Below are 22,658 nucleotides of genomic sequence, written 5' to 3'. Positions count from 1 at the left end.
CATGTCCGGCGTGATCGCGGTGGTGGAGGGGGGCGACAACCCCGTCCAGGCCATGCTGGCAGCGGAAGCGCTGCGCCAGGCCGCCAGGAAGGGCGGCCGTGAACTGACCGTGGAGGTCCGCACCCCCACCGGCGTGCTGCACCCGCTGCCCGCCCGGCCGGAGGCCGACGCCCTGCTGCTGGTCGGCGATGCCGCGCCGCCGGAGGCGCTGACTGGCCTCAAGCCCATCCGCGCGAAGGTGGAGGATGTGCTGGCCGATGCCGTCGCGGTGCTGGACCGCACCCTGTCGCCCGCCATGCCGGCAGCGTCTGGCGCGAAGCGCATCGTCGCCATCACCTCCTGCCCCACCGGCATCGCGCACACCTTCATGGCGGCGGAGGGGCTGGAGGGTGCGGCCAGGGCGCTCGGCCACAGCATCAAGGTGGAGACGCAGGGCTCCGTCGGCGCGCAGAACACGCTGACGGCCGAGGACATCGCGGCGGCCGATCTGGTGCTGATCGCGGCCGATACGCAGGTCGATCTCTCGCGCTTCGGCGGCAAGCGCGTGTTCCTGTCGGGCACCAAGCCCGCCATCAATGGCGGCCAGGCGCTGGTGCAGCGCGCGCTTGCGGAGGCGACGGTCCAGGGCGGCAGCGCTGCCGCGGCGCCCGCGCCGGGCAGGAAGCAGCTGACCGGCCCCTACAAGCACCTGATGACGGGCGTGTCCTTCATGCTGCCCTTCGTGGTGGCGGGCGGGCTGCTGGTGGCCTTGGCGTTTGCGTTTGGCGGCATCTACGCCTTCGACGACGCCCACAAGGGCACCTTCGCCGGCGCGCTGTTCCAGATCGGCGGCCGCGCGGCGCTGGCGCTGATGGTGCCGGCGCTCGGCGGCTACATCGCCTATTCCATCGCGGACCGTCCCGGCATCGCGCCCGGCATGATCGGCGGCATGATCGCGGGGCAGCTCAATGCCGGCTTCCTCGGCGGCATCGTGGCGGGCTTCGTGGCCGGCTACTTCGTCGCCTGGCTCAACAGCAACCTGAAACTGCCCCGCACCTTGGAGGGGCTGAAGCCTGTCCTCATCCTGCCCGTGCTGGGCGCGCTGGTGACGGGCCTCTTCATGATCTACGTGGCCGGCGGGCCGGTGGCGTCGGCGCTCGCCGCGCTGACGGAGTTCCTGCGCGGCATGCAGGGCAGCGGCGCCATCGTGCTCGGCCTCATCATCGGCGCCATGATGGCCTTCGACATGGGCGGGCCGGTGAACAAGGCGGCCTATGCCTTCTCCACGGGGCTGATCGCGAGCGAGGTCTATGCGCCCATGGCCGCCGCCATGGCGGCGGGGATGACGCCGCCGCTCGGCCTCGCCCTCGCCGCCTACCTGTTCCGCGACCGCTTCACGGCGGAGGAGCGGGAAGCGGCACCCGCCGCCGGCGTGCTGGGCCTGGCCTTCATCAGCGAGGGCGCGATCCCCTTCGCCGCCAAGGACCCGCTGCGGGTGATCCCCTCCCTCGTCCTGGGCTCGGCCGTGGCGGGCGCGCTGTCCATGATGGTGGGGGCGGAGCTTCGCGTGCCGCATGGCGGCATCTTCGTCCTGCCCATCCCGAATGCGGTCAGCCATCTGCTGGGCTACATCGTGGCGCTGGTCGCGGGCACGGTGGTCACGGCGCTGATGCTGCGCGTTCTGAAGAAGCCAGCGATCGCATAACGGGGGGCTGCGCGGCGCGGCGTCCCTGGCCTAGGCTTCCTCCAACAAGACAGGAGGAAGCGAAGCATGGTCCAGGTCGGACGGCGCGCCGCGCTTGGCGCCGCGCTCACCCTGGCGGCGCCGCGCCTGGCGCTGGCCGCCTGGCCGGAACGGCCGATCCGGCTCGTCATCCCCTATGGCGGCGGCGGGCAGACCGACGTCGTCTCCCGCCTGATCGGGGAGGCGATCGCGCAGCGCCTCGGCACCCCCGTCCTGGCCGATAACCGCCCGGGTGCGGCCGGCAATTTCGCCGCCGAGATCGTCAGCCGCGCCCCCGCCGATGGCTACACCATGATGGTGGGCTCGACGGGGCCGCTCGGCGGCGTCAACGCCGTGCTCTACCGGACCCTCAGCTATGACTGGCAGCGGGACTTCGCGCCGATCGGGCTGTTCACCACCGCGCAGAACGTCATCCTCGTTCACAACAGCCTGCCCGTGCGGACGCTGTCGGAATTCATCGCCTATGCGAAGGCGAATCCGGGGCGGATCAACTACGCCTCCTCCGGCGTCGGCGCGACCACGCATCTCTCCATGGAATTGCTGTCGGAGAAGGCGGGGATCGAGATGGTCCACGTCCCCTACCGGCAATCCACGCAGGGCATGACGGATCTGCTGGCCGGCCGCGTGCAGGCGCGCAGCCTCGGCCTGCCGGAAGCCGAGCCCGTGAAGGGCAACCCCGCCATCCGCGCGCTGGCCGTCACTGGCACGCAGCGCAACCCGCAATGGCCGGAGGTGCCGACCGTCGCCGAAACCCTGCCGGGCTATGAGGCAGTGAACGCCTTCGGCCTGGCCGTCCCCGCCCGCACGCCCGCCGAGATCATTACCCGCATGAACGAGGCACTGAACGACGCGCTGCGCACCGAGAGCGTGCGCGAAAGCTTCCTCCGCGTCGGCGCCGACCCCGCTTCCCCCAACACCCCCGAGGAATTCGGCGCCTTCCTCCGCCAGCGCGGCGAGGTCTGGTCTGCCCTCGTCCGCCGCCTGCGGCTCGTCGCGGAATGAGCGCGGCGGAGGACGTTGCCGCCGCCATGCCGGAACTGGCCGGCTGGATCGGCCGCAAGCGCGTGGTGGAGGAGCGCATCGCCTTGGCGGCGGTGCGCCGCATCGCCGGCACCTTCGACCTGGACCCGGATGCGTTCAAGGAGGGCAGCGAGATCCCCTCCCACTGGTTCAACCTCTTCTTCAGCGACGTGGCGCGGCATTCCGCCATCGGCCCGGACGGCCATCCCCGCAAGGGCGAGTTCCTGCCCCCCATCCCGCTGCCCCGACGCATGGGCGCGGGCCGGCGCGTGCAGGTGCATGGCGCGCTCCGCGTCGGCGATGATGCGACGAAAACGGTGGAGGTCGCCGGCATCGCGCCCAAGGCCGCGCGCAGCGGCACCATCGTGGTGCTGACGATGCGCCACACCATCACCGCGCGCGGCGAGACGCTGGCCGTGGACGAGTTCGACGCCATCTACCGCGAAGCCGTGCCGCCCGGTGCCGCGAGCACCACCACCGCGCCCATCCCCGCGCCCGCCGGCGCCGCCTGGTCGGACGCGACGCTGCTCGATCCCGTCCAGGTCTTCCGCTACGGCGCCATCACCTGGAACGCCCACCGCATCCACTATGACGCGGACTACACGAGGGGCACGGAGGGCTATCCCGGCGTCGTCATGAATGGCGGCCTCACCATGCACCTGCTGCTCGATTCCGCCCTGAAGCGCGCGCCCGGCGCGCTGCGCGCCTTCTCCGCCCGCCTCATGCGGCCGCTCTTCGTCGGCGATACCGCGCGCTTCGAAGGCGCCGCCGAGGGCACCACCATCCGCGCCTGGGTCGCCGACAAGGATGGCCACCAGGCCGCGGAAATGACCGTGGAGTGCGGCGCATGAGCGGCGGGCCGCTGGAGGGCATCCGCGTCATCGACCTCACCTCCGTCGTCGTCGGGCCGATCTGCACGCGGATGCTGGCGGACCAGGGCGCCGACGTCATCAAGGTGGAACCACCGGAAGGCGACATCCTCCGCCGCCTGGCGCAGGGCAGCCGCAACCCCGGCATGTCCGGCAAGTTCATCCAGTTCAACCGCAACAAGCGCTCCATCTGCCTGGACCTGAAGCAGGCGGACGGCATGGCGGCGATGCGCAGGCTGCTGGAAAGCGCCGATGTCTTCGTCAGCAATGTCCGCCCCGCCGCGCTGGAACGCCTCGGCCTCGATCCCGCGAGTCTTGCCGCGCTGAACCCGCGCCTCATCCATGTCGGCATCCTCGCCTTCGGCAGCGAAGGCCGCTACGCCAACCGCCCGGCCTATGACCCCGTCATCCAGTCGCTCTCGGGCGTGGCCGCCACCTTCCACCGCGCGACCGGCGAGCCGCGCTTCGTGCCCATGGTGATGACGGACCACGTCACCGGCCTCATCGCCGCGCAATGCATCGGCTTCGCCCTCTACCGCCGCGAACGCACCGGGAAGGGCGAGGCGATCGAGGTCCCGATGTTCGAGAACATGGCCAGCTTCGTCATGAGCGAACACATGGGCGCCGCCACCTTCGACCCGCCCGCCGGCCCCTCCGGCGACAACCGCCTGCTGAGCCCGGACTACCGCCCGCTGCCGACGAAGGACGGCTTCATCACCATCGGCCCCAACACCGACGCCCAGGCCTTCGCCTTCTTCGACGCCATCGGCCAGCCCGAACTCAAGCACGATCCGCGCCTCAACAGCGCGAGCGCCCGCACCGCCAACGCCGCGCACTACTTCAGCATCCGCAAATCGGCGATGGCCAGCCGCACCACCGATGAATGGCTCGCCATCCTCGGCCCGCGCGACATCCCCTGCGCCCGCTACAATACCTTCGAGGACCTGATGGCCGACCCGCACCTGGCCGACGTGAATTTCTTCGAGCCCGAGGACCACCCGACCGAAGGCGCGCTCCGCCGCACCCGCATCCCGAACCGCTTCAGCGGCGGCATGCGAGAGGACAAGCTGCCCGCGCCCCGCCTCGGCGCGCAGACGCGCGAACTCCTCGCCCAGCTCGGCTACGACGACACCCAGATCGCCGCGATGATGGAAGCCGGCGCCGCGAAAGCCCCCGCCGCATGACCCCGAACTGGCGCTCCCTCCTCTTCGTCCCCGCCACCGCCGAACGCTTCATCGCCAAGGCCCATACCCGCGGCGCCGACGCCATCATCCTCGACCTCGAGGACAGCATCCCGCCCGACGCGAAGGACGCCGCCCGCGCGGCCCTTGCCGCCGCCGCGCCGCGCGTCTCCCAGTCCGGCGCCGACGTCATCGTCCGCATCAATCGCCCGCTCGACCTGGCACTCCCCGACATCGCCGCCGCGGTGGCCGCCGGCGCCACTGGCCTCATCCTGCCGAAGGTGATGGGGCCGGAGCACATCCGCCTGCTCTCCGAAGTCGTCGCGACCCGCGAAGCCGCGCACGGCATCCCGATCGGCCGCACACGCTTCCTGGCCCTCGCCGAAACCGCCGCCTCGCTCCCCCACCTCTACGCCATCGCCGCCGCCGATCCGCGCATGGCAGCCCTCGCCGTCGGCGCCGAGGACCTCGCCACCGAATTCGGCGGCATCCCCTCCGCCGACAGCATGTATGTCTGGGCCATGCACTGCATCGCCGCCGCCCGGAGCGCGAACATCCTGCCCATGGGCTCCCTCGGCGCCCTCGCCCAGATCGACGACCTCGACGCCTACCGCGCCGCGCTCACCCGCGCGAAAAACCTCGGCTTCGCCACCGCCTCCTGCATCCACCCCGCCCACGTCCCCCTCATCAACGAAATCTACGGCGCAACCCCCGCCGAACTCGACCGCGCCCGCCGCCTCATCGCCGCCTTCGAAGACGCGCTGTCGAAGGGCCTCGGCGCCGTCGCCTTCGAAGGCGCCATGATCGACCTCCCCATCGTCGAACGCGCGCGCCGCACGCTGGCGCGGGGGGCGCGGGGGTGATGGTGTCGCGCCGGTAGCGTCGGGGAAAGGGCTCCGCCCCTTCCCCGAACCCCTTCCCCGCCAAGGGCCCGGCGGCCCTTGGAACCCATGAGATTGGTCGGTGATGGGAGGGGCGTGGAACGCGTTCCGAACACGCGGGCGCGCGGTGCCCCTCCCATCACCGACCAATTACCTCGCGGTCCAGGGGGCCGTTGCCCCCTGGCGGGGGAGAGGTCTGGAGAGGGGCGAGGAGCCCCTCTCCAGAAGCCACGCGCGCGCCACCATCACCCCGGCGCCACCCGGTCCGCCATGCGGGCGTCGCGGGTGCCGATGGGGAGTTCCGGTCCTGTCGTCGTGTCGCGGGCGGTCTGGTGTTCGGCTTCGGCGTTGAGTTCGCCGCCGAACAGCACGACGGCGGCGGAGAGCCAGATCCAGGTCATGAAGCCGATGACGGCGCCCAGCGACCCGTAGGTTTCGTTGTAGGTGCCGAAGTTCTCCACGTAGAAGGAGAAGCCGGCGGAGAAGATCAGCCAGGCGATGGCGGCGAAGGTGCTGCCCCAGGTCACCCAGCGCCAGCGGGCTTCCGCGCGGCTGGGTCCCCAGCGGTAGAGGCAGGCGAGGGCGAGGGCGATGCCCAGCAGCAGCACGGGCCAGCGCGCCCAGCGCAGCAGGGTTTCGGTGGCGGTGCCGAGGCCGATGGCGGTCAGCAGCACGGGGAGGGCGATGACCGCGCCCATGGCGAGCACGGCGAAGGCGATGCCGCCGAGGGTGAAGGTCAGGCTGACCAGGTTGAGGCGGATGAAGGAGCGCTTCTCCTTCTCCTCATAGACGACGTTCAGCGCGTCGAAGAGCGCCTTGGCCGCCTGGTTCGCGCTCCAGAGGGATAGGGCCAGGCCGATGAGGGCGGAGAGGCCGAGGGTCGTCTGTTCCTTCGAGGTGATGCGCGTGACCTGTTCGCGGATGATCTCCATGCCGCCGCCGGGGATGAAGCCGGAGAGGGCGCCGAGGTGGTCGGACACCGTCGCGGGATCGGCGATGAGGCCGTAGAGGGAGACGAGGGCCGCGATGCCGGGGAAGAGGGCGAGGAGGGTGTAGAAGGTGACGCCCGCGGCTTCCGTCAGCAGGCGGTCGCTGCCGGCTTCCATCACCGCGCGCTTCAGGATGTCCCACCAGCCGCGGGCGGGAATCTCGGAAGGGCTGGCGGCGTTGCTGCCGGCGCCGGAGCTGTCCTGCGGCGGGGTCGGCGTGGTGCCGCGGCCGGCGGGGATGCGGCGGGGCGGCGGCGGCCGGCTGTTCGCCTGCAGCGCCAGCGCGCCCGCGAGGGCGGCCGCGGCGATCATCCAGCTTGTCCGTTCCACTTGTGCGCGCATGGGGCGGCCCCGTTCCCGTTCGCGCGGGTAACGCGGCAGGCGGGCGCGGGTGCCGCGGCATCACGCTGATGCCGGTTGCGGTGATTGTCCGTGGCGGCGACGGGGGACTAGGCTTTCGCGAGACGGGGCGAGGGGGCGCGCATGCGGGTGCTTCTGACACGGCGCGGGGCGGTGCTGGCGGGGCTCGGCCTGGCCATGCCGGGCGCGGTGCGCGCGCAGGCGGCCTGGCCCTCGCGCCCCGTGCGCATGATCGTCCCGGCCGCGGCGGGGGCGGGGATGGACATCCTCGGCCGGGCCGTGGCGCAGGCGCTGTCGGAGGCCTGGGGCCAGCCGGTGGTGGTGGAGAACCGCTTCGGCGCGGGCGGCACGCTCGGCACCGATGTGCTGGCGAAGGCGCCGCGCGATGGCTACACGATGGGGGTGGTGAATTCGTCCTCGCTGGCGATCGCGCCGGCGATCATCCCGGACGTGCCCTACAACCCGCTGACCAGCTTCGCGCCGCTCGGGCTCGGCGCCAGCAATGATTGCGCGCTGGCGGTGCGGGCGGATAGCCGCTTCCGCAGCGTGGCGGATGTGGTGGCGGCGGCGCGGGCCAGGCCCGGCGCGCTGAACTGGGCCTCCGCCGGCAGCGGGTCCTCCACGCATATGGCCGGGGAGTTGTTCCGCCTGGTGGCGGGGGTGGACATCACGCATGTGCCCTATCGCGGCAGCCCGCAGGCCATCACGGACCTGCTCGGCGGCCAGGTGGAGATGACCTTCAACACCATCAACGCGCTGCTGCCCGGCATCCGCGCCGGCACCATCCGCGCGCTGGCGACGACGGGGCAGGGCAGGGACCCGCTGCTGCCGGATGTGCCGACCTTCGCGGAAGTGGGCTATCCGGCCTATGAGGCCAGCGGATGGCTCGGCTTCGCCATGCCCGCCGGCACGCCGCCGGAGGTGGTGGCGACGGCGGCGGAGGCGATCCGGCGCGTGACGGAAAGCCCGCGCTTCCGCGACCAGATGGTGGCGGCGGGGATGCGGCCGCGCTCGCTCTCCGCCGCCGATTTCGCCGCCTTCCTGCCGGTGGAGATCGCCCGCTGGACGGATGTGGTGAAGCGTTCCGGCGCGCGCGCCGACTGAAGGAAGCACACGAATGCCATTGACCAGGCCGACCATCGCGGGCACGCGCCATGCCGTCTCCGCGGGCCACTACCTCGCCACCGCGGCGGCCTTCTCGGTGCTGGAGGGCGGCGGCAACGCGGTGGATGCCGCCTGCGCGGCGGGCTTCGCGCTCGGCGTGCTGCAGCCGGATATCGTGAGCGTCGCGGGGGTGGCGCCGATCATGATCCGCATGGCGGATGGGCGGGTGGAGACGATCGTCGGCCTCGGCCCGTGGCCGGCCTCGATCCCGCCCGACCTGTTCCGGGAAAAGCATGGGGGCAAGATGCCGCCCGGCGTGTTGCGGACGGTGGTGCCGGCGGCGCCCGATGCCTGGATCACGGCGCTGCGGCGGCATGGGACGATGAGCTTCAGCGACATCGCGGGCTTCGCCTGGCGCTTCGCCGCGGAGGGCTTCGCGGTCTATGAGCTGCTGCACAGCAGCCTGTCCAAGCGCCAGGCGGATTACGCGCGCTGGGACTACAACGCCGCGATCTTCCACCCCGGCGGCCGCGCGCCCCGCGTCGGCGAGAAATTCGTGCAGGCGGACCTGGCGCGGTCGCTGGCCTACATGATGGAGGAGGAGAAGGCCGCGGCGGGGCGGGGGCGGGAGGCCGGGCTGGAAGCCGCCCGCGCCGCCTTCTACCAGGGCGATTTGGCACGGGAGATCACGGCCTTCCAGGCGCGGGAAGGCGGCTACCTGACCATGGCGGACATGGCCGCCTATCGCAGCCCGATCGAACCCGCGCTGGCCGTGCAGTGGCGCGGCAACCGCGTGCTGGGCTGCGGCCCCTGGTGCCAGGGCCCCGCGCTGCTGGAGGCGCTGCTGATCGCGGAGCGCCACGGCCTCGACGGCCTGGCCCACAATTCGCCGGAGTACCTGCACGTGATCGCGGAGGCGCTGAAGGGCGCCTTCGCCGATCGCGAATACCATGTGGGCGACCCGAACTTCGTCGATGTGCCGATCGCGGAGATGCTGTCGGCGGCGCACATCGCGCGCCGCGCCGCCGCCATCGACCCGGGCCGCGCGCATCCCGGCATGCCGGAACGGCTGATCGGGATCGGCGCGAATGCGAACCCGCCGGTCTCGGCGGAGGAGGAGCCGCCGGTGGAGGCCGGCACCTCCTATGTCTGCGTCGTGGATCGCTGGGGGAATGCGGTCTCCGCCACGCCGTCGGACGGGTCCTGGACCGGGCCGCTGGTGCCGGGGACGGGGCTGATGGTCTCCGGCCGAGGCTCCCAGAACCGGCCCGATCCGACGCATCCCGCGGGCTATGCACCGGGCAAGCGGCCGCGGCTGACGCCCAACCCCGCGATGGTGGAACTGGCGGATGGCGGCATCATGCCCTTCGGATCGCCGGGCAATGACGTGCAGCCCCAGGCGATGCTGCAGGTGCTTCTGAACATCCTGCATTTCGGCATGGAGCCCCAGGCCGCGGTGGAGGCGCCGCGCATCGCGACCTATGCCTTCCCCTCCTCCTCCTCGCCGCATGACTACTTCCCGGGGCGCCTCTCCCTGGAAGCGCGCATTCCGGCCGAGACACGGGAGGCGCTGGCCGCGCGCGGCCATGTCATCGCGGACTGGCCCGAATGGACGGCGCTGGCCGGCTGCGTGGAGGTGATCCGCACCGACACCGCGAGTGGCCTGATCGCCGCCGCCGCCGATCCGCGCCGCCCGGCCTATGCGATGGCGATATAGACTACGGGTTCCCGACTCGCCGGAGCCCCGCCCTTGACCACCGACACCCGCGACTTCCTCGGCTATGGCGCCAACCCGCCGGATCCGCGCTGGCCTGGGGGCGCGCGCGTCGCCGTCTCCTTCGTCGTCAATGTCGAGGAAGGGGCGGAGCTGTCCATCATCGATGGCGATGAGCGGAACGAGGCGGTCTATGAGGTGACGGACGAGGTGAAGGGCGGCCCCGATCCCTGCCGCGACACCCACTTCGAATACGGCACCCGCGTCGGCTACCACCGCATCATGCGGGTGCTGGACGCGCATGGCGCGCCCTCCACGCTGAATGCCTGCGGCCGCGCCATCCAGCGGTCGCCCTGGCTGGCGCAGGATGCGGTGGCGCGGGGGCATGAGGTCGCCTGCCATGGCTGGCGCTGGGAACGCCATGCGGGGATGGAGGAGGCGCATGAGCGGGCCACCATCGCCCGCGCCGTCGCCGCCATCCGCGACGCCTGCGGCACGGCGCCGATCGGCTGGCACACCAGGTCCGCACCCTCCGCCAACACCCGCCGCCTGCTCCTGGAACACGGCGGCTTCCTCTATGACAGCGACGCCTATAGCGACGACCTGCCCTTCTTCACCCGCGTCGGCGCCACGCGGCATTTGGTGCTGCCCTACAGCTTCGACACCAACGACATGCATTTCCATCAGGGCAGCCAGCGCTTCACCACCGCCGCGCATTTCACGGAATATTGCGTCGATGCCTATGACGCCCTCTGGGAGGAAGGCGCCGACCATCCGCGGATGCTCTCCATCGGCCTGCATCTGCGCATGATCGGCCGCGCCGGCCGCATCGCGGGCCTCGACCGGCTGCTGCGCCATATGCGCGACAAGGGCGGTGCCTGGTTCGCGCGGCGCGACAGCATCGCCCGCCACTGGATCGCCCGCTTCCCCGAGGCCTGACGGCACCCCATATCCGGGCCATGGCACAGCTTTCCGTCCTCGACCTCTCCCCCATTCCCGAAGGCAGCAGCGCCGGCGACGCGCTGCGCAACTCGGCCTCGCTCGCCCAGCAGGCGGAGCGCCTCGGCTACACCCGCTACTGGATGGCCGAGCACCACAACATGGTCGGCATCGCCAGCGCGGCGACCGCGGTGGCGCTGGCGCATGTCGGCGCGGCGACGCGCACCATCCGCATCGGCGCCGGCGGCATCATGCTGCCGAACCACGCGCCGCTGATGGTGGCGGAGCAGTTCGGCACGCTGGCCGCCCTCCACCCCGGCCGCATCGATCTTGGCCTCGGCCGCGCGCCAGGGTCGGACCAGCTCGCGGCGCGGGCGCTGCGCCGCAACCTCGATGGCGATGTCGAGGACTTCCCGCGCGACGTCGTCGAATTGCTGAACTACTTCAAGCCCGCCGAGCCCGGCCAGCGCCTGGTCGCCGTGCCCGGCGCGGGCGAAGCCGTGGAGGCCTGGATCCTCGGCTCCTCGACCTATGGCGCGCAGCTCGCCGCCATGCTCGGCCTGCCCTACGCCTTCGCCTCCCATTTCGCGCCCGGGCAGATGATGGATGCCGTCGCGATCTACCGCGAGCGTTTCCGGCCGAGTGACCGCCTCGCCAAGCCGCATGTCATGCTCGGCGTGAACGTCTTCGCCGCCGACACCGATGCGGAGGCGCGGCTGCTGTTCACCTCGCTCCAGCAGGCCTTCCTCAACCTCCGCCGCGGCACGCCGGGCAAGCTGCCGCCGCCGCGCGCGGACATGGTCCTGGACCCGCAGGCCCAGGCCATGCTGTCGCATTCGCTCTCCTGCTCCATCGTCGGCGGGCCGGAGAGCGTGAAGCGCGGCCTCGCCGACTTCATCGCCCGCACCGGCGCGGATGAGCTGATGGTGACGGCGCAGATCCATGACCACCAGGCGCGGCTTCGTTCCTTCGCCATCCTGGCCGAGGTCGCGCGCGACGTGCCGCATTCCCTGGCGGCGTGATGCGTGCCAGCCTTCCCCTCGCCGCCGGGGCCAACCCGGCGGCGATGGAGGAAGCACCATGTCCGAGTTCCGCATGCCGCGCCGCGCGGTGGGCGCGCTGATGGCCGCCGCCGCGGCCGCCCCCGCGCTGGCGCAAACCGCCGCGCCGGGCCGCTGGGCCACCAGCTGGGCGGCCTCCGTCCAGGGACCCTATCCCGTGGGCAATCCCTCGGCCCAGCCCAACCAGTCCTTCGCCTTCCCGACGCCGGCCGAGGGCGCGCGCGACCAGTCGCTGCGCATGATCGTCCGCCCCACGGTCTGGGGCCCGCAGGCGCGCCTCCGCTTCTCCAACGCGCTCGGCACCAGGCCGCTGACCCTGGATGGCGTCTTCGTGGGCCTGCAGCATGGCGGCGCCACCGTCATGCCCGGCACGAGCCAGGCCGTGCGCTTCGGCGGCCAGGGCAGCATCACCATCGCCCCCGGCCGCGATGCCTGGAGCGATGCGGTGGCGCTGCCCTTCGCCGCTGATCCCGCCTCGCCATTGCTGGCCGGCCGGAAACTCGCCGTCTCCTTCCACGTGGCCGGCAGCAGCGGGCCCATGACCTGGCACGCCAAGGCGCTCCAGACCTCCTACGCCACGGCGCCCGGCGCCGGCGCGCGCGGGGCGGAGGAGACGGATGCGGCCTTCCCGCATCCGACCGCCTCCTGGTTCTTCCTCGATGCCGTGGACATGATGATGCCGGCGGCGACGCCCGTGATCGTCTGCTTCGGCGACAGCATCACCGATGGCACCGCCAGCACCATGAATGGCGATGACCGCTGGCCCGATGTGCTCCAGCGCCGCCTTCACGCCGCCCAGCCCAACCGCGTGGCCGTGGTGAATGCGGGCATCGGCGGCAACCAGGTGGTGGGCCCGCCGGAATACACGCCCGCCACGCCCTTCCCGGGCGGGCCTTCCGCGCTCGCGCGTCTGGAGCGCGATGTCATCACCCTCTCGGGCGTCACGCACCTCATCTGGCTGGAGGGCACCAACGACTTCTCCCGTAACGGCAACGCCACAGCCGAGGCGGTGATCGCCGGCATGCGCCGCGGCGTCGCGACCCTGCGGGAGAAGCTGCCCGGCATCCGCGTGATCGGCGCGACCGTCACCACCGCGCTCGGCAGCACCAGCGCCGCGCATGGCTTCGCGGAGCAGGACCAGAAGCGCCGCGCGCTGAACGACTTCATCCGCAATGCCGGCGTCTTCGACGCGGTCGCGGATTTCGACGGCGCGACGCTGGACAGCGCGACGGGGCAGCTCAAGCCGGAATTCGTGCCGGACAGCACCACGGGTGGCCCGGGCGACAAGCTGCACCCGAACCGCGCGGGCTATGTCGCCATGGCCGGCGCCATCGACCTGGCGGCGCTGCGCTTGTAGCAAGCTGCCTCCGCCGCCACGATGCGCGGGCGGCGGAGGCTTTCGCGATGGACCATGCTGAGTCGGTGCGGATCGAGGACGAGCCCCTGCTGCTCACGCCCGGGCCCGTCACCCTCTCCGCCCGCGTGAAGCGCGCCATGCTGCGGGACCTCGCCTCCGGCGAGGCCGAGATGCAGGAGACCATCGCCTGGTCGCGGCGATACCTGCTCGGCCTCTGCAACGCCGCCGGCACGCACACGGCGATTCCGTTGGTGGGCAGCGGAACCTCGGGGACGGAGGCCGTGATCGGCACCTTCGTCCCCGCCAATGGCAAGCTGCTGATCCACACCAACGGCGTCTATGGCGACCGCCTGGTGGAGATCGCGCGGCGCATCCGCACCCCCTACACCAGCTTCCGCACCGCCCCCTACACGCCGCCGACGCCCGAGCAGTTCGAGGCCGCGATCGCCGCCGATCCCGGCATCACCCATGTCATGCTCGTGCATTGCGAGACCTCCACCGGCATCCTGAACCCGATCGAGCCCATCGCCGCCGTCTGCCGGCGCCTCGGCAAGGGCCTGCTGATCGACGCGGTGGCGAGCTTCGGCGCCTTCCGGCTGGATGCGAGGACGCTGTCCTTCGACGCCGTGATCTGTTCCGCCAACAAGGGGCTGCAGGCGCCGCCGGGCCTGGCCTGGATCGTGGCGAAGAAATCCGCGCTGGAAGAGGCGAAGGGCAATTGCCACAGCCTGACGCTCGACCTCTGGGACCAGAACCAGCACCTGGACCGCACGGGCATGTTCCGCTTCACGCCGGCGACGCACCTGCTGCTGGCCTTCGCCGAGGCGCTGCGCGAGCACGAGGAGGAAGGCGGCATCGAGGGCCGCCACGCCCGCTACCACCGCAGCTGGCGCCGCCTGGTGGATGGCATGCGCCAGATGGGGTTTCGCACGCTGCTGGAGGATTCGGTCGCGTCGCCGATCGTCGCGACCTTCCACGAGCCGCTGGACCCCGCGTATTCGTTCAAGGCGCTGTATGAGGGGATGAAGCGGCGCGGCTTCATCATCTTCCCGGGGCGGCTGGCGGCGGCGAATACCTTCCGGATCGCCTGCATCGGGGTGGTGACGGAGGCGGATATCGGGCGGGCGCTGGAGGCGCTGGCGGAGACGATGGGGGAGATGGGGGTGGTGGGGATGGGGAGGGGGTGATCACCCCTCCTGCGCCATCCGCTGCGCGGCGCGCGACAGCACCATGCGGTCATGGACCAGGCCGAGGATGACGACGATGCCGTCGGGTGCCACGCGGTAGATGATGAGATGGCGCGGGCGGCCGACGCGGCTGTTGGGATCGACCCGGCGGCGTGCCAGGCGCGTGGGGTAGGCGAGCACGCCGGGAAGCCGCGGCACCTCTGCTGACCCGATCAATCGAGGGTCCTCGCCGAGGGCGTGCATGGTGACCCGGATGAGTTAGGCGCAGCGGCCGGCTGCGTCGATGCCATGCTGTTCCACGCTGTGGCGGAGGACGGCTTCGAACTGCGCCTCCACCGCCGCCGTCAGCCGGTAGTTAATAGGCCGTCGCTGGGCAGGCCCGTGCGCAGGCGCGCCATGAGGTCGTCGATCAACTGCCGTTCGCCCTGGGGCGAGGCGATGGTGCGGTAGTGACCCGCTTCAAGATTGGCGTCGCCTGCGGCAACCGCGGCTCACTTTCAGTCGCCCGCCACAATGCTCTAAACATGCATCATCAAGGCGTCCCCCAGGAAGGCGCTCGCGTTAACAGGCTGCCTTTGGCGCCGCAACGATCAACGCGGACGGGAGATCGTTAAGTAAATCGTAAAAGATCTTGAGGTTATCTACCATATTCTCATAGTTTTGTGACGATTTTGCGGGCGCAAGGGTGGCTTTTGAGACCCGCTCCCAAATCTTCGACTGATCACGCGATATTATATTGGGTCGTAACGAGATATTGAGGCATGTTGTGCTTGGGCTCGCACATGCGGTGAATTCCGACGATTAATTATCTCATACCTCTTAGTAGACTTTTCTTCAAGCTGCCGGATAGATTATGTAGCTCCGGGTAAATGAAATAATCGTCGACACCATCAAGCTCAAGCCAAGACCGCAGTTTCGGAACTAGGCGATTTGGGATATCTATTTTTTTCGCTATGCGGTCCCCATAATCGTTCAGAGGTTTATCGTCTGATATGGAAGCGTCATTAAGGCCAGTTCCGTGAAAAGTGAAGCATCCTCGTTGCGCCCTGATGCGGGGATTTGAGAGGGGCAGCCGGAGCGCTACAGGACCGTTATACTGATATGTTGACTTTCCGAGGAGGCAATCGAAGTAAGAGAGATCAAGCCTATCTACAGAATCAAAAACAACAACGTTCCCAGTAATTTTTTCATTTAAGAGATGAGGATTCATTAGCCAGATATGGGGATTATTCTCGCGATCATTATCTGGAAAATCATTCAATGAAAAATATAAGGCGACGCTCAACGAGGTTGTCCAATCAAGAAGCCTAGTTGGCATCTCGTAGTGCCTCATGAGGCCAAGCAGCTCCCACGCATCGTTATGATTAGATATCTCGCTGCCACCTCGTGTTATAAATTCGCAAGCTAGGTTCTTTTCGAATTGTAGATGGTTATTTATCTTGTTTTTCTGTATATAGTCTTCTCGTAACAATGTTGGTGTCAATTTATAGTTAGGATGAGCGTGGCCTCGAAACCACGGAGAGCTGTTTGCTAGACCAAGCCTGCGGCGAACGGCCTGTATCCTCGCGAAAAATTCGTCTAAGCTATCCACAGCTCAGCTCTATGAAGTTTCGATTGGTGCGCCGGGGACGATTCGAACATCCGTTTCTCGACACAGGGACGAGGGTCCTGACCACTAGACGACCAGCGCCCACTCATTAGAACGCTTTGAGAAGCACTTGTCGATACCTTTGAAGCGCCGGGCAGCTCGGTGTTATAATATTACTCAGAGCCGACAGTGAAGGTAAATGGGCCTCGCACAGAGCTGTTGTGCCTATGTGCTTACCTCGCTTTTCACCCCTCAAAACCTCTCCGCCGCATACCCCCCCATATCCGCATTCCCCGGCCGTCCCATGATCGCCGGCGCCAGCATCTCCGCCGTCGGCGCCGACCCGGTCAGCCCCAGATGCCCGTGCCCGAAGGCGAACCACAGCCCCTTCACCCGCTCCGCCGGCCCGATCACCGGCACGCTGTCGGGCAGGCAGGGCCGGTGTCCCATCCAGAAGCCCTCGGCGCCCTCCACCCGCGCCTGCGGGAACACCGCCGTCAGGTCGCCGTACAGAAGCCGCGCCCGTTCCTCGTTCGGTGCGCGCTCCAGCCCCCCGAACTCCACCGTGCCGGCCACGCGCAGCGCGCCCTCCATCGGCGTGATGAACACCTTGCGGTCCGCCGGGATCACCGGGCGTTGCAGCGACAGCCCTGAATCGGAAAGGTTCACGTGGTAGCCGCGCTGCGTCTCCAGCGGGATGCGGTAGCCCAAGGGGGCCACCAGCCGCGCGGACCAGGCGCCGGCGGCCACCACCACCTCCTCCGCCGTGTGGTGCATGTAGTCGCCCTGCGCGCCGGTCACGCGGCCATCGGCCACCGTCAGCGCCAGCACCCGGTCCTGCCGGATCTCCCCGCCCGCGTCGCGGAAGGCCCTCGCCACCGCCTGCGCGTATCGAAAAGGGGAGGCGCAATGCGTGTGGTCCGGCAGGAAGATGCCAATCCGGTAGGCCGGGCCGATCTCCGGCTCCAGCGCCTCGATCCCCGCGCGGTCGAGCCGCACGACCTCCGCCCCATGCGCCCGCCGCATCGCCCAGCTCGAGGCATCCTTGGCCAGCTGCTGTTCGTCCCGATAGACATAGAGCTGCCCGTTGGAGACCAGCACCTCCGGCACCCCCACCTCCCGCGCCAGGGCCTGGTGCTGCTCGGTGGCGAGGTGCAGCAACTGGTCCAGCGCCTTCGCCACGCGCGCCACGCTGGTGGGGGTGGCGCTGGCGACGAAGCGCGCCAGCCAGGGCGCCGCCCGCAGCCAGTAGCCGGCCGGGATGTGCAGCGGCGCCGCCTTGTCGAACAGCATCCGCGGCACCGTCTTCAGCACGCCCGGCGTCGCCAGCGGCACGACGGAGCTGGTGGAGATCGCGCCCGCATTGCCGAAGCTGGCACCGCCCTCGCCAGGGGGTTCCGGGTCCACGATCGCGACCTCGGCGCCCAGGCGCTGCAGCCGCCAGGCCAGCGCCAGCCCCACGATCCCCGCGCCGACCACCAGAACCCGCTTGCCCGCCATCACCCATCCCCATGCGATGGCGGGGACGGTAGGGCCGGGTAGGGCAGGGGCAAAGCCCCCCGAAAGCGCTGGCATTTCGTCAGTTGTTTCTGCTATGTTCCTCGCCGCCAACGCCATCCCTGTGTCCAGAGGCCACCCGCCGGGGCCTGCACCCCCGGAACGGCACGCGAAAAACGGTGCTAAACGCGCATAAACGGCATAATCGGCTTAAAAGGGTTAGTGGCTCAAAAGCCACAGCCCGGCCGCGATCAGCGCGGCCGGAACATCGCCGCCAGCATCGAAAGCCCCACGCCCAGCAGCATCATCACCGCCATGGGCAGCGGCGTCCCATTGCTCAGCACGCCGACCAGCGCCGCCCCCAGCGCGGCCAGCGCGAATTGCAGCGTGCCCAGCAGGGCGGAGGCGCTGCCCGCCCGCGTCGCATGGCGCGCCAGCGCCCCCACCGCGCTGTTGGGGAAGACCAGGCCCGTGCTCGCCAGCGCCACCACGGCGGGGATGAAGATGCCGAGGAAGCCGCCGAAGCCCGTCGCCGCCATCACCACCATCGCCGCCACCGCGGCCAGGCTGGTCCGCAGCGCCAGCATCGGCACCCGCGCGGCGCCCAGCCGCCGCAGCAGCCAGGGATTGACCTGCGATGCCGCGATGAAGCCCGCGGCGCTGATGCCGAACAGCAGCCCGAACTGCGCCGGCGCGATGCCGTATTGCTGGATATAGACGTCCGGCGCGCCGCTGATGAAGGCGAAGACCGCGAACATCGCCGTGCCGCCCATCACCGCATGGGTGATAAAGCCGCGCTCCGTCGCGATGCGCCCGAAATCCGCCACCATGCCGAGTGGCGATCGGCGGCTGCGCAGATGCGGCGGCAGCGTCTCCGGCAGCAATGTCCAGGCCAGGACGCAGGACGCGGCGCCATAGAAGGCGGAGGCCCAGAAGATCGTCCGCCAGCCCCCGCCCACCAGCAGCAGCCCGCCCAGAGTCGGCGCCAGGATCGGCGCGGCGCCCATCACCAGCATCAGGCGGGACATCAGCTTCGCCGCCTCATGCCCCGTCGCCAGGTCCCGCACCATGGCGCGGGGGATGACGGCACTCGCCGCGCCGCCGAAGGCCGCGAGGCACCGCCAGGCCGACAGCGTCACCATGTCCGGCGCCAGGGCGCAGCCGATGGAGGCCAGGGTGTAGATCGCCGTGCCGATCACCAGCGGCCGGCGCCGGCCGAGCCGGTCCGCCAGCGTCCCCTGCACCAGCTGCCCCACCGCCAGGCCGACGAACCAGGCCGCCAGCGTGATCTGCACGCCACCCCAGCCCGTGCCCAGCTCCGCCTCGATGGCGGGGAAGGCCGGCAGGTACATGTCGGTGGAGAGCGGGCCGACGGCGGTCAGGAAGCCGAGGAGAAGCGGAAGCCAGGGCGGCATGGGGTATCCGGGGAGGGTTCCGCCTGCCTTAGCACGCCAGCCCCGCCCCGCGTGGCCGATCACGGGGCGATGAACGCCGCCCCCCATCTTTGCGGGGCCCGCCGGCGGTCCCTATCCTGCGCGCCGACAGGGTTGGGACAGGCCGGCATGGCAAGTGAAGAGAGCTTCGACTACGTGATCGTGGGGTCCGGTGCCGCCGGCTCCGTCCTCGCCAACCGGCTGACTTCCGACCCCGGCGTCACCGTCTGCGTGCTGGAAGCCGGGCCGCCGGACCGCAACCCCTTCATCCACCTGCCCGCCGGCTTCGTGAAGACGCTGGCCGACCCCGGCGTCACCTGGCAGTTCAAGACGGAAGGCATCCCGATGACGGGCGGCCGCCGGATCAGCACCACCCAGGGCCGCACCCTCGGCGGCGGCTCCTCCGTCAACGGCATGATCTACAATCGCGGCCAGCCCGCGGACCTCGACAGTTGGGCGCAGCGCGGCAATCGCGGCTGGGGCTACGCGGATTGCCTGCCCTATTACCGCCGCAGCGAGAACCGCATCGGCGTGGCCGGCGAGACTCGCGGCAAGACCGAGGGCGGCATCCCCGTCACGGACATGGACTGGATCCACCCGGTCTCGGAGGCCTTCATCGAGGGCTGCCTCGGCCTCGGCATCCCCCGCGCCAAGGACTACAATTCCGGCGACCAGGCCGGCGTCGGCTACTACCAGCGCACCATCAGGAACGGCCGCCGCATCTCGGCCGCCCGCGCCTTCCTGCACCCGGCGATGCAGCGGAAGAACCTGGAAGTCCGCACCAATGCGCGGGCCAGCCGCATCATCTTCGAGGGCAAGCGCGCCATCGGCATCGAATACCTGCACGGGCCGGGCGAGGCCCCGAAGCGCGTCTTGGCGCGGCGGGAGGTCATCATCTCCGCCGGCACCTGCAACACCGCGCGGCTGCTGCAGGTCTCGGGCGTCGGGCCCGCGGACCTTCTGGGCAAGCTCGGCGTGCCCGTCGTGCATGAACTCCGCGGCGTCGGCTCCAACTTCCGGGACCACTATGCATCGCGCCTCGTGATGCGGGCCAAGCCGGGGGTGGAGACGCTGAACCAATTGGGCCGCGGCCTGAAGCTCGGCGCGCAACTCGCCCGCTGGGCGATGGGCAGGCCCAACATCCTCGCGACGGCCCCGTCCCACGTCCACGTCTTCTGGAAAAGCTTCGAAGGCCTGGACCAGCCGGACCTGCAATGCGTCTTCACCCCCGGCAGCTACGCCGAGGGCAAGGTCTACATCCTGGACGACTACCCCGGCGTCACCGCCGGCTCCTGGCAGCACCGCCCGGAAAGCACGGGCTGGGTCCGCGCCCGCAGCACCAACGTCTTCGAGGACCCGGAGATCAACCCCAACTACCTCTCCGACCCCATGGACATCCGCGTCCACCTGGCCGGCATGCGCCTGGTCCGCCGCATGCTCAACACGCCGCAACTCTCCCGCTTCCTGGAACGGGAGACGCTGCCAGGGCCGAGCGCCCAGTCCGACGACGAACTCCTCGACTTCGCCAAGAAGAACGGCAGCACCACCTACCACCTCATCGGCACCGCCCGCATGGGGCCGGAGACGGACCCGACCGCCGTCGTCAACGACCGCCTCCTCGTCCACGGCATGCAATCACTCCGCATCGTGGACGCCTCCATCATGCCCTCCATGCCCTCCGCCAACACCTACGCCACCACCCTGATGATCGCCGAACGCGCGGCCGACTTCATCCGGGGGCGGGAGAGCGCGGCGGAGGCGGCGTAGGTGGGTCCTGGAGAGGGGCTGCTCGCCCCTCTCCAGACCTCTCCCCCGCCAGGGGGCAGCGGCCCCCTGGACCGCGAGGTTATTGGTTGGTGAAGGGAGGGGCTCGGCGCGACTGTAGCGCGCCGTTTGGTTCTTCCGCCGAGCGACAAATGGTTCTTCCGCCACAAAAGCCGCGGACCAGGCCCGTCGCGGAAAACTGTCCTGGGCAGTTAGGACCCAATACCGGATACGATCACAGCACCCCTTGTAGCGCGCGAATGGTCTCCGGCCGGTCGTCATGAACCCCCGACGGCGTCGGCCTAGCCTCGGCTGCCAGAAAGCTGATCGCCGCGTCGCCGTCCAACTCGCGGAGAGGCTGCCCTAGCGGCGGGATGAGGGCGCCGATGACCAGGGCGTCCACCGGCAGCTCCGCTCTCACCTGCTCCATCAGATTACCGCGGGCTCAAGACCGAACTCGGCGGCAACGAGCTTTTCGCCGCCCGGCCAGGGCCGATCGACCACCGTGCGCAGCGTGTTGGGGTGCATGCCGTGCTTTCGGGCAAGCGACGCCCAGCTGAGGCCCCGCAGACGCAGCTCGATCAAGAAGTCGAGGGCCGTCCAGTCGGTCTTTGAAAGGGGCTGCCTCAGCCGACGAACCATGCTCTAACTCGCCCTTGATCCCTGTAATCGAGGGACAGGATATAAATGGCTTTAGATGATGTAAAGCGCCTTTCTGAAGGGAAGGTGCGAAAGCACAAGCCTGCGGTGCCGCCTGACCCGGCATTCGCGGAGCGATTGAGGCTGGCGATAGGGGAACGGAGCCGTGCGCAGGTCGCGCGCGAAGCCGGCATCTCGTGGCCGTTGCTCGACGCGTACCTGAAGGGATCGCGCGCCGGCGCCGACAAGCTTGCCAAGCTGGCGATCGCGCTCGGCGTGCGGCTGGAATGGCTGGCGACAGGTGAAGGGCCTCAGACCAGCAGCTCGCCCTATGCCACGGCGCTGCCGTCCGCCGACCTGGTCCGGGTGCCGCTCTATCCGGTGGAGCTGGGCGCAGGTCCAGGCCGCACCGTCTGGCCATGGGGCGAGCCGATCGGGCACTTCGACCTGCCACTCGCGACCGTGCGGTCAGCGCATCAGCAGATATCGGCGCTCGCCGGCTTCCACGTCCGCGGCCGCTCGATGGAGCCGGAGATCCGCGACGGTGATATCGCCATCCTGGACCTGACGCGCACTGTCCTGCCGCCGCAGGGCCGCGCCATCTACGGCATCCGGCTGGATGGCGAGCTGGGCCTGAAGCGACTGGCGTGGGTTGGCGACGAGATCGAGATCAGCAGCGTCAACGCTGCCGAGTTTCCGCCCATCAGGCTGTCGGACCTCGACGCCGAACGCCTGGCCATCGTCGGGCGCTTCTGGGCCGCCTTCGACAGCCGCCCGCGGACCGTCCAGGAATAGCCGAAGCCGGAACGACCTTCGGAAGTAGGATTTCTTTCCAGTTTACACCTCGCTGTTCCTGGCTTCGGGCCTTGGAGCGGGCGAAACCGCGTTTTTTTGGCGGTTTCATGCGGGATTGAGGCCTGGTGTAAACTGGCTGCACGGCATGGCACTTTCGTTTACACCCTTGCGGGTCGCCCTCACGGCGCTTCAATGGGTTAGCCCTGCGCCAGCGCTCGCCAGGCCACTGGGCGAGGAAGAACCATCTGGCGGCCCCCTGCAGACCCGCTTAGCCGCGAAAACCAAATTTTTTCAGCTTAAAGGCCGGTTTCCCGATATCTCCCGCCCCATCCCGGCATTTCCCGGTTTCCGCGGGATGGAAAGACCATCTGTCGGGTCACAGCGACCGCAGGCCGGGAACGCGCTCCGTGCCCCTCCCTTCACCAACCAATCTCATGGGTTCCGAGCAACCGTCTTGCGCTGGGCGTGGTGGGGTCAGGCGGTCTGGTGGTTGGAGGTGGCCCAAGGCTGTCGTGTGCGCATCATGGCGTTCAGGATGACGACGAGTTTGCGCATGA

At 69.6% G+C, this 22,658-nt stretch carries 19 protein-coding genes and 1 tRNA gene; 13 read left to right on the top strand and 7 right to left on the bottom strand.

Going from position 1 to position 22,658, the window contains the following annotated elements; all coding sequences use genetic code 11:
- Position 1 precedes the first annotated feature (1 nt).
- From JJI54_RS28715 to JJI54_RS28695, 5 genes are all read left to right on the top strand, one after another.
- Positions 2-1,684 (top strand): fructose-specific PTS transporter subunit EIIC, encoded by a 1,683-nt coding sequence (locus tag JJI54_RS28715; RefSeq protein WP_203076866.1) that lies wholly within the window; start codon positions 2-4, stop codon positions 1,682-1,684.
- A 66-nt stretch (positions 1,685-1,750) separates the two neighbouring features.
- Complete coding sequence (locus JJI54_RS28710; RefSeq protein ID WP_203076865.1) at positions 1,751-2,725, top strand: Bug family tripartite tricarboxylate transporter substrate binding protein; 975 nt, start codon at positions 1,751-1,753, stop codon at positions 2,723-2,725.
- Positions 2,722-3,594, top strand: a complete 873-nt coding sequence (locus JJI54_RS28705; RefSeq protein ID WP_203076864.1) for an FAS1-like dehydratase domain-containing protein — start codon at positions 2,722-2,724, stop codon at positions 3,592-3,594. Before JJI54_RS28710 ends, JJI54_RS28705 begins: the two co-directional genes overlap by 4 nt.
- Complete coding sequence (locus JJI54_RS28700; protein ID WP_203076863.1) at positions 3,591-4,796, top strand: CaiB/BaiF CoA transferase family protein; 1,206 nt, start codon at positions 3,591-3,593, stop codon at positions 4,794-4,796. The genes JJI54_RS28705 and JJI54_RS28700 overlap by 4 nt, the downstream gene beginning before the upstream one ends.
- Positions 4,793-5,656: an HpcH/HpaI aldolase/citrate lyase family protein gene (locus JJI54_RS28695; RefSeq protein ID WP_203076862.1), complete on the top strand. Its 864-nt coding sequence runs from the start codon at positions 4,793-4,795 to the stop codon at positions 5,654-5,656. The genes JJI54_RS28700 and JJI54_RS28695 overlap by 4 nt, the downstream gene beginning before the upstream one ends.
- Before the next feature lie 263 nt (positions 5,657-5,919).
- Here JJI54_RS28695 and JJI54_RS28690 read toward each other — a convergent pair whose 3' ends face one another.
- Positions 5,920-6,975: a YihY/virulence factor BrkB family protein gene (locus JJI54_RS28690; protein WP_203076861.1), complete on the bottom strand. Its 1,056-nt coding sequence runs from the start codon at positions 6,973-6,975 to the stop codon at positions 5,920-5,922.
- Between the two features lie 171 nt (positions 6,976-7,146).
- Between JJI54_RS28690 and JJI54_RS28685 the strand changes: the two genes are divergently transcribed.
- From JJI54_RS28685 to JJI54_RS28660, 6 genes are read left to right on the top strand one after another with little or no spacing between them, the layout of a single operon-like run.
- Positions 7,147-8,127 (top strand): Bug family tripartite tricarboxylate transporter substrate binding protein, encoded by a 981-nt coding sequence (locus JJI54_RS28685; RefSeq protein WP_203076860.1) that lies wholly within the window; start codon positions 7,147-7,149, stop codon positions 8,125-8,127.
- 13 nt (positions 8,128-8,140) lie between these two features.
- Positions 8,141-9,844: a gamma-glutamyltransferase family protein gene (locus JJI54_RS28680; protein ID WP_203076859.1), complete on the top strand. Its 1,704-nt coding sequence runs from the start codon at positions 8,141-8,143 to the stop codon at positions 9,842-9,844.
- A 33-nt stretch (positions 9,845-9,877) separates the two neighbouring features.
- Positions 9,878-10,780 carry a polysaccharide deacetylase family protein gene (locus JJI54_RS28675; protein WP_203076858.1) on the top strand — a complete coding sequence of 301 codons (903 nt, stop codon included), beginning with the start codon at positions 9,878-9,880 and terminating at the stop codon, positions 10,778-10,780.
- Between the two features lie 20 nt (positions 10,781-10,800).
- Positions 10,801-11,802: an LLM class flavin-dependent oxidoreductase gene (locus tag JJI54_RS28670; RefSeq protein WP_203076857.1), complete on the top strand. Its 1,002-nt coding sequence runs from the start codon at positions 10,801-10,803 to the stop codon at positions 11,800-11,802.
- A 58-nt stretch (positions 11,803-11,860) separates the two neighbouring features.
- Positions 11,861-13,198 (top strand): GDSL-type esterase/lipase family protein, encoded by a 1,338-nt coding sequence (locus JJI54_RS28665; protein WP_203076856.1) that lies wholly within the window; start codon positions 11,861-11,863, stop codon positions 13,196-13,198.
- A gap of 47 nt (positions 13,199-13,245) precedes the next feature.
- Positions 13,246-14,385: a 2-aminoethylphosphonate--pyruvate transaminase gene (locus JJI54_RS28660; RefSeq protein ID WP_203076855.1), complete on the top strand. Its 1,140-nt coding sequence runs from the start codon at positions 13,246-13,248 to the stop codon at positions 14,383-14,385.
- Here JJI54_RS28660 and JJI54_RS28655 read toward each other — a convergent pair whose 3' ends face one another.
- The 5 genes from JJI54_RS28655 to JJI54_RS28635 form a co-directional block, all read right to left on the bottom strand.
- Positions 14,386-14,601 carry a hypothetical protein gene (locus JJI54_RS28655; RefSeq protein ID WP_203076854.1) on the bottom strand — a complete coding sequence of 72 codons (216 nt, stop codon included), beginning with the start codon at positions 14,599-14,601 and terminating at the stop codon, positions 14,386-14,388. It lies immediately after the preceding gene.
- 589 nt (positions 14,602-15,190) lie between these two features.
- A complete protein-coding gene (locus JJI54_RS33140) occupies positions 15,191-15,976 on the bottom strand; it encodes an FRG domain-containing protein (RefSeq protein WP_203076853.1) in 786 nt (261 codons plus the stop codon).
- A 24-nt stretch (positions 15,977-16,000) separates the two neighbouring features.
- Positions 16,001-16,075: transfer RNA gene (locus tag JJI54_RS28645), tRNA-OTHER, on the bottom strand.
- A 150-nt stretch (positions 16,076-16,225) separates the two neighbouring features.
- Positions 16,226-17,473 (bottom strand): NAD(P)/FAD-dependent oxidoreductase, encoded by a 1,248-nt coding sequence (locus tag JJI54_RS28640; RefSeq protein ID WP_203076852.1) that lies wholly within the window; start codon positions 17,471-17,473, stop codon positions 16,226-16,228.
- 248 nt (positions 17,474-17,721) lie between these two features.
- Positions 17,722-18,885, bottom strand: a complete 1,164-nt coding sequence (locus JJI54_RS28635) for a multidrug effflux MFS transporter (RefSeq protein WP_203076851.1) — start codon at positions 18,883-18,885, stop codon at positions 17,722-17,724.
- Between the two features lie 147 nt (positions 18,886-19,032).
- Here JJI54_RS28635 and JJI54_RS28630 point away from each other — a divergent pair, with 147 nt between their 5' ends.
- Positions 19,033-20,670: a GMC family oxidoreductase gene (locus JJI54_RS28630; RefSeq protein WP_203076850.1), complete on the top strand. Its 1,638-nt coding sequence runs from the start codon at positions 19,033-19,035 to the stop codon at positions 20,668-20,670.
- A 426-nt stretch (positions 20,671-21,096) separates the two neighbouring features.
- Here JJI54_RS28630 and JJI54_RS28625 read toward each other — a convergent pair whose 3' ends face one another.
- Positions 21,097-21,309: a helix-turn-helix domain-containing protein gene (locus JJI54_RS28625; protein ID WP_203076849.1), complete on the bottom strand. Its 213-nt coding sequence runs from the start codon at positions 21,307-21,309 to the stop codon at positions 21,097-21,099.
- A gap of 45 nt (positions 21,310-21,354) precedes the next feature.
- Between JJI54_RS28625 and JJI54_RS28620 the strand changes: the two genes are divergently transcribed.
- Positions 21,355-22,101 (top strand): LexA family transcriptional regulator, encoded by a 747-nt coding sequence (locus tag JJI54_RS28620; RefSeq protein WP_203076848.1) that lies wholly within the window; start codon positions 21,355-21,357, stop codon positions 22,099-22,101.
- Positions 22,102-22,658: the final 557 nt, after the last annotated feature.

The organism is Falsiroseomonas ponticola (assembly GCF_016805305.1).
Lineage (GTDB): Bacteria > Pseudomonadota > Alphaproteobacteria > Acetobacterales > Acetobacteraceae > Falsiroseomonas > Falsiroseomonas ponticola.
The sequence above is the reverse complement of the archived record's forward strand: the minus strand, read 5'-3'. Positions and strand labels throughout refer to the sequence as shown.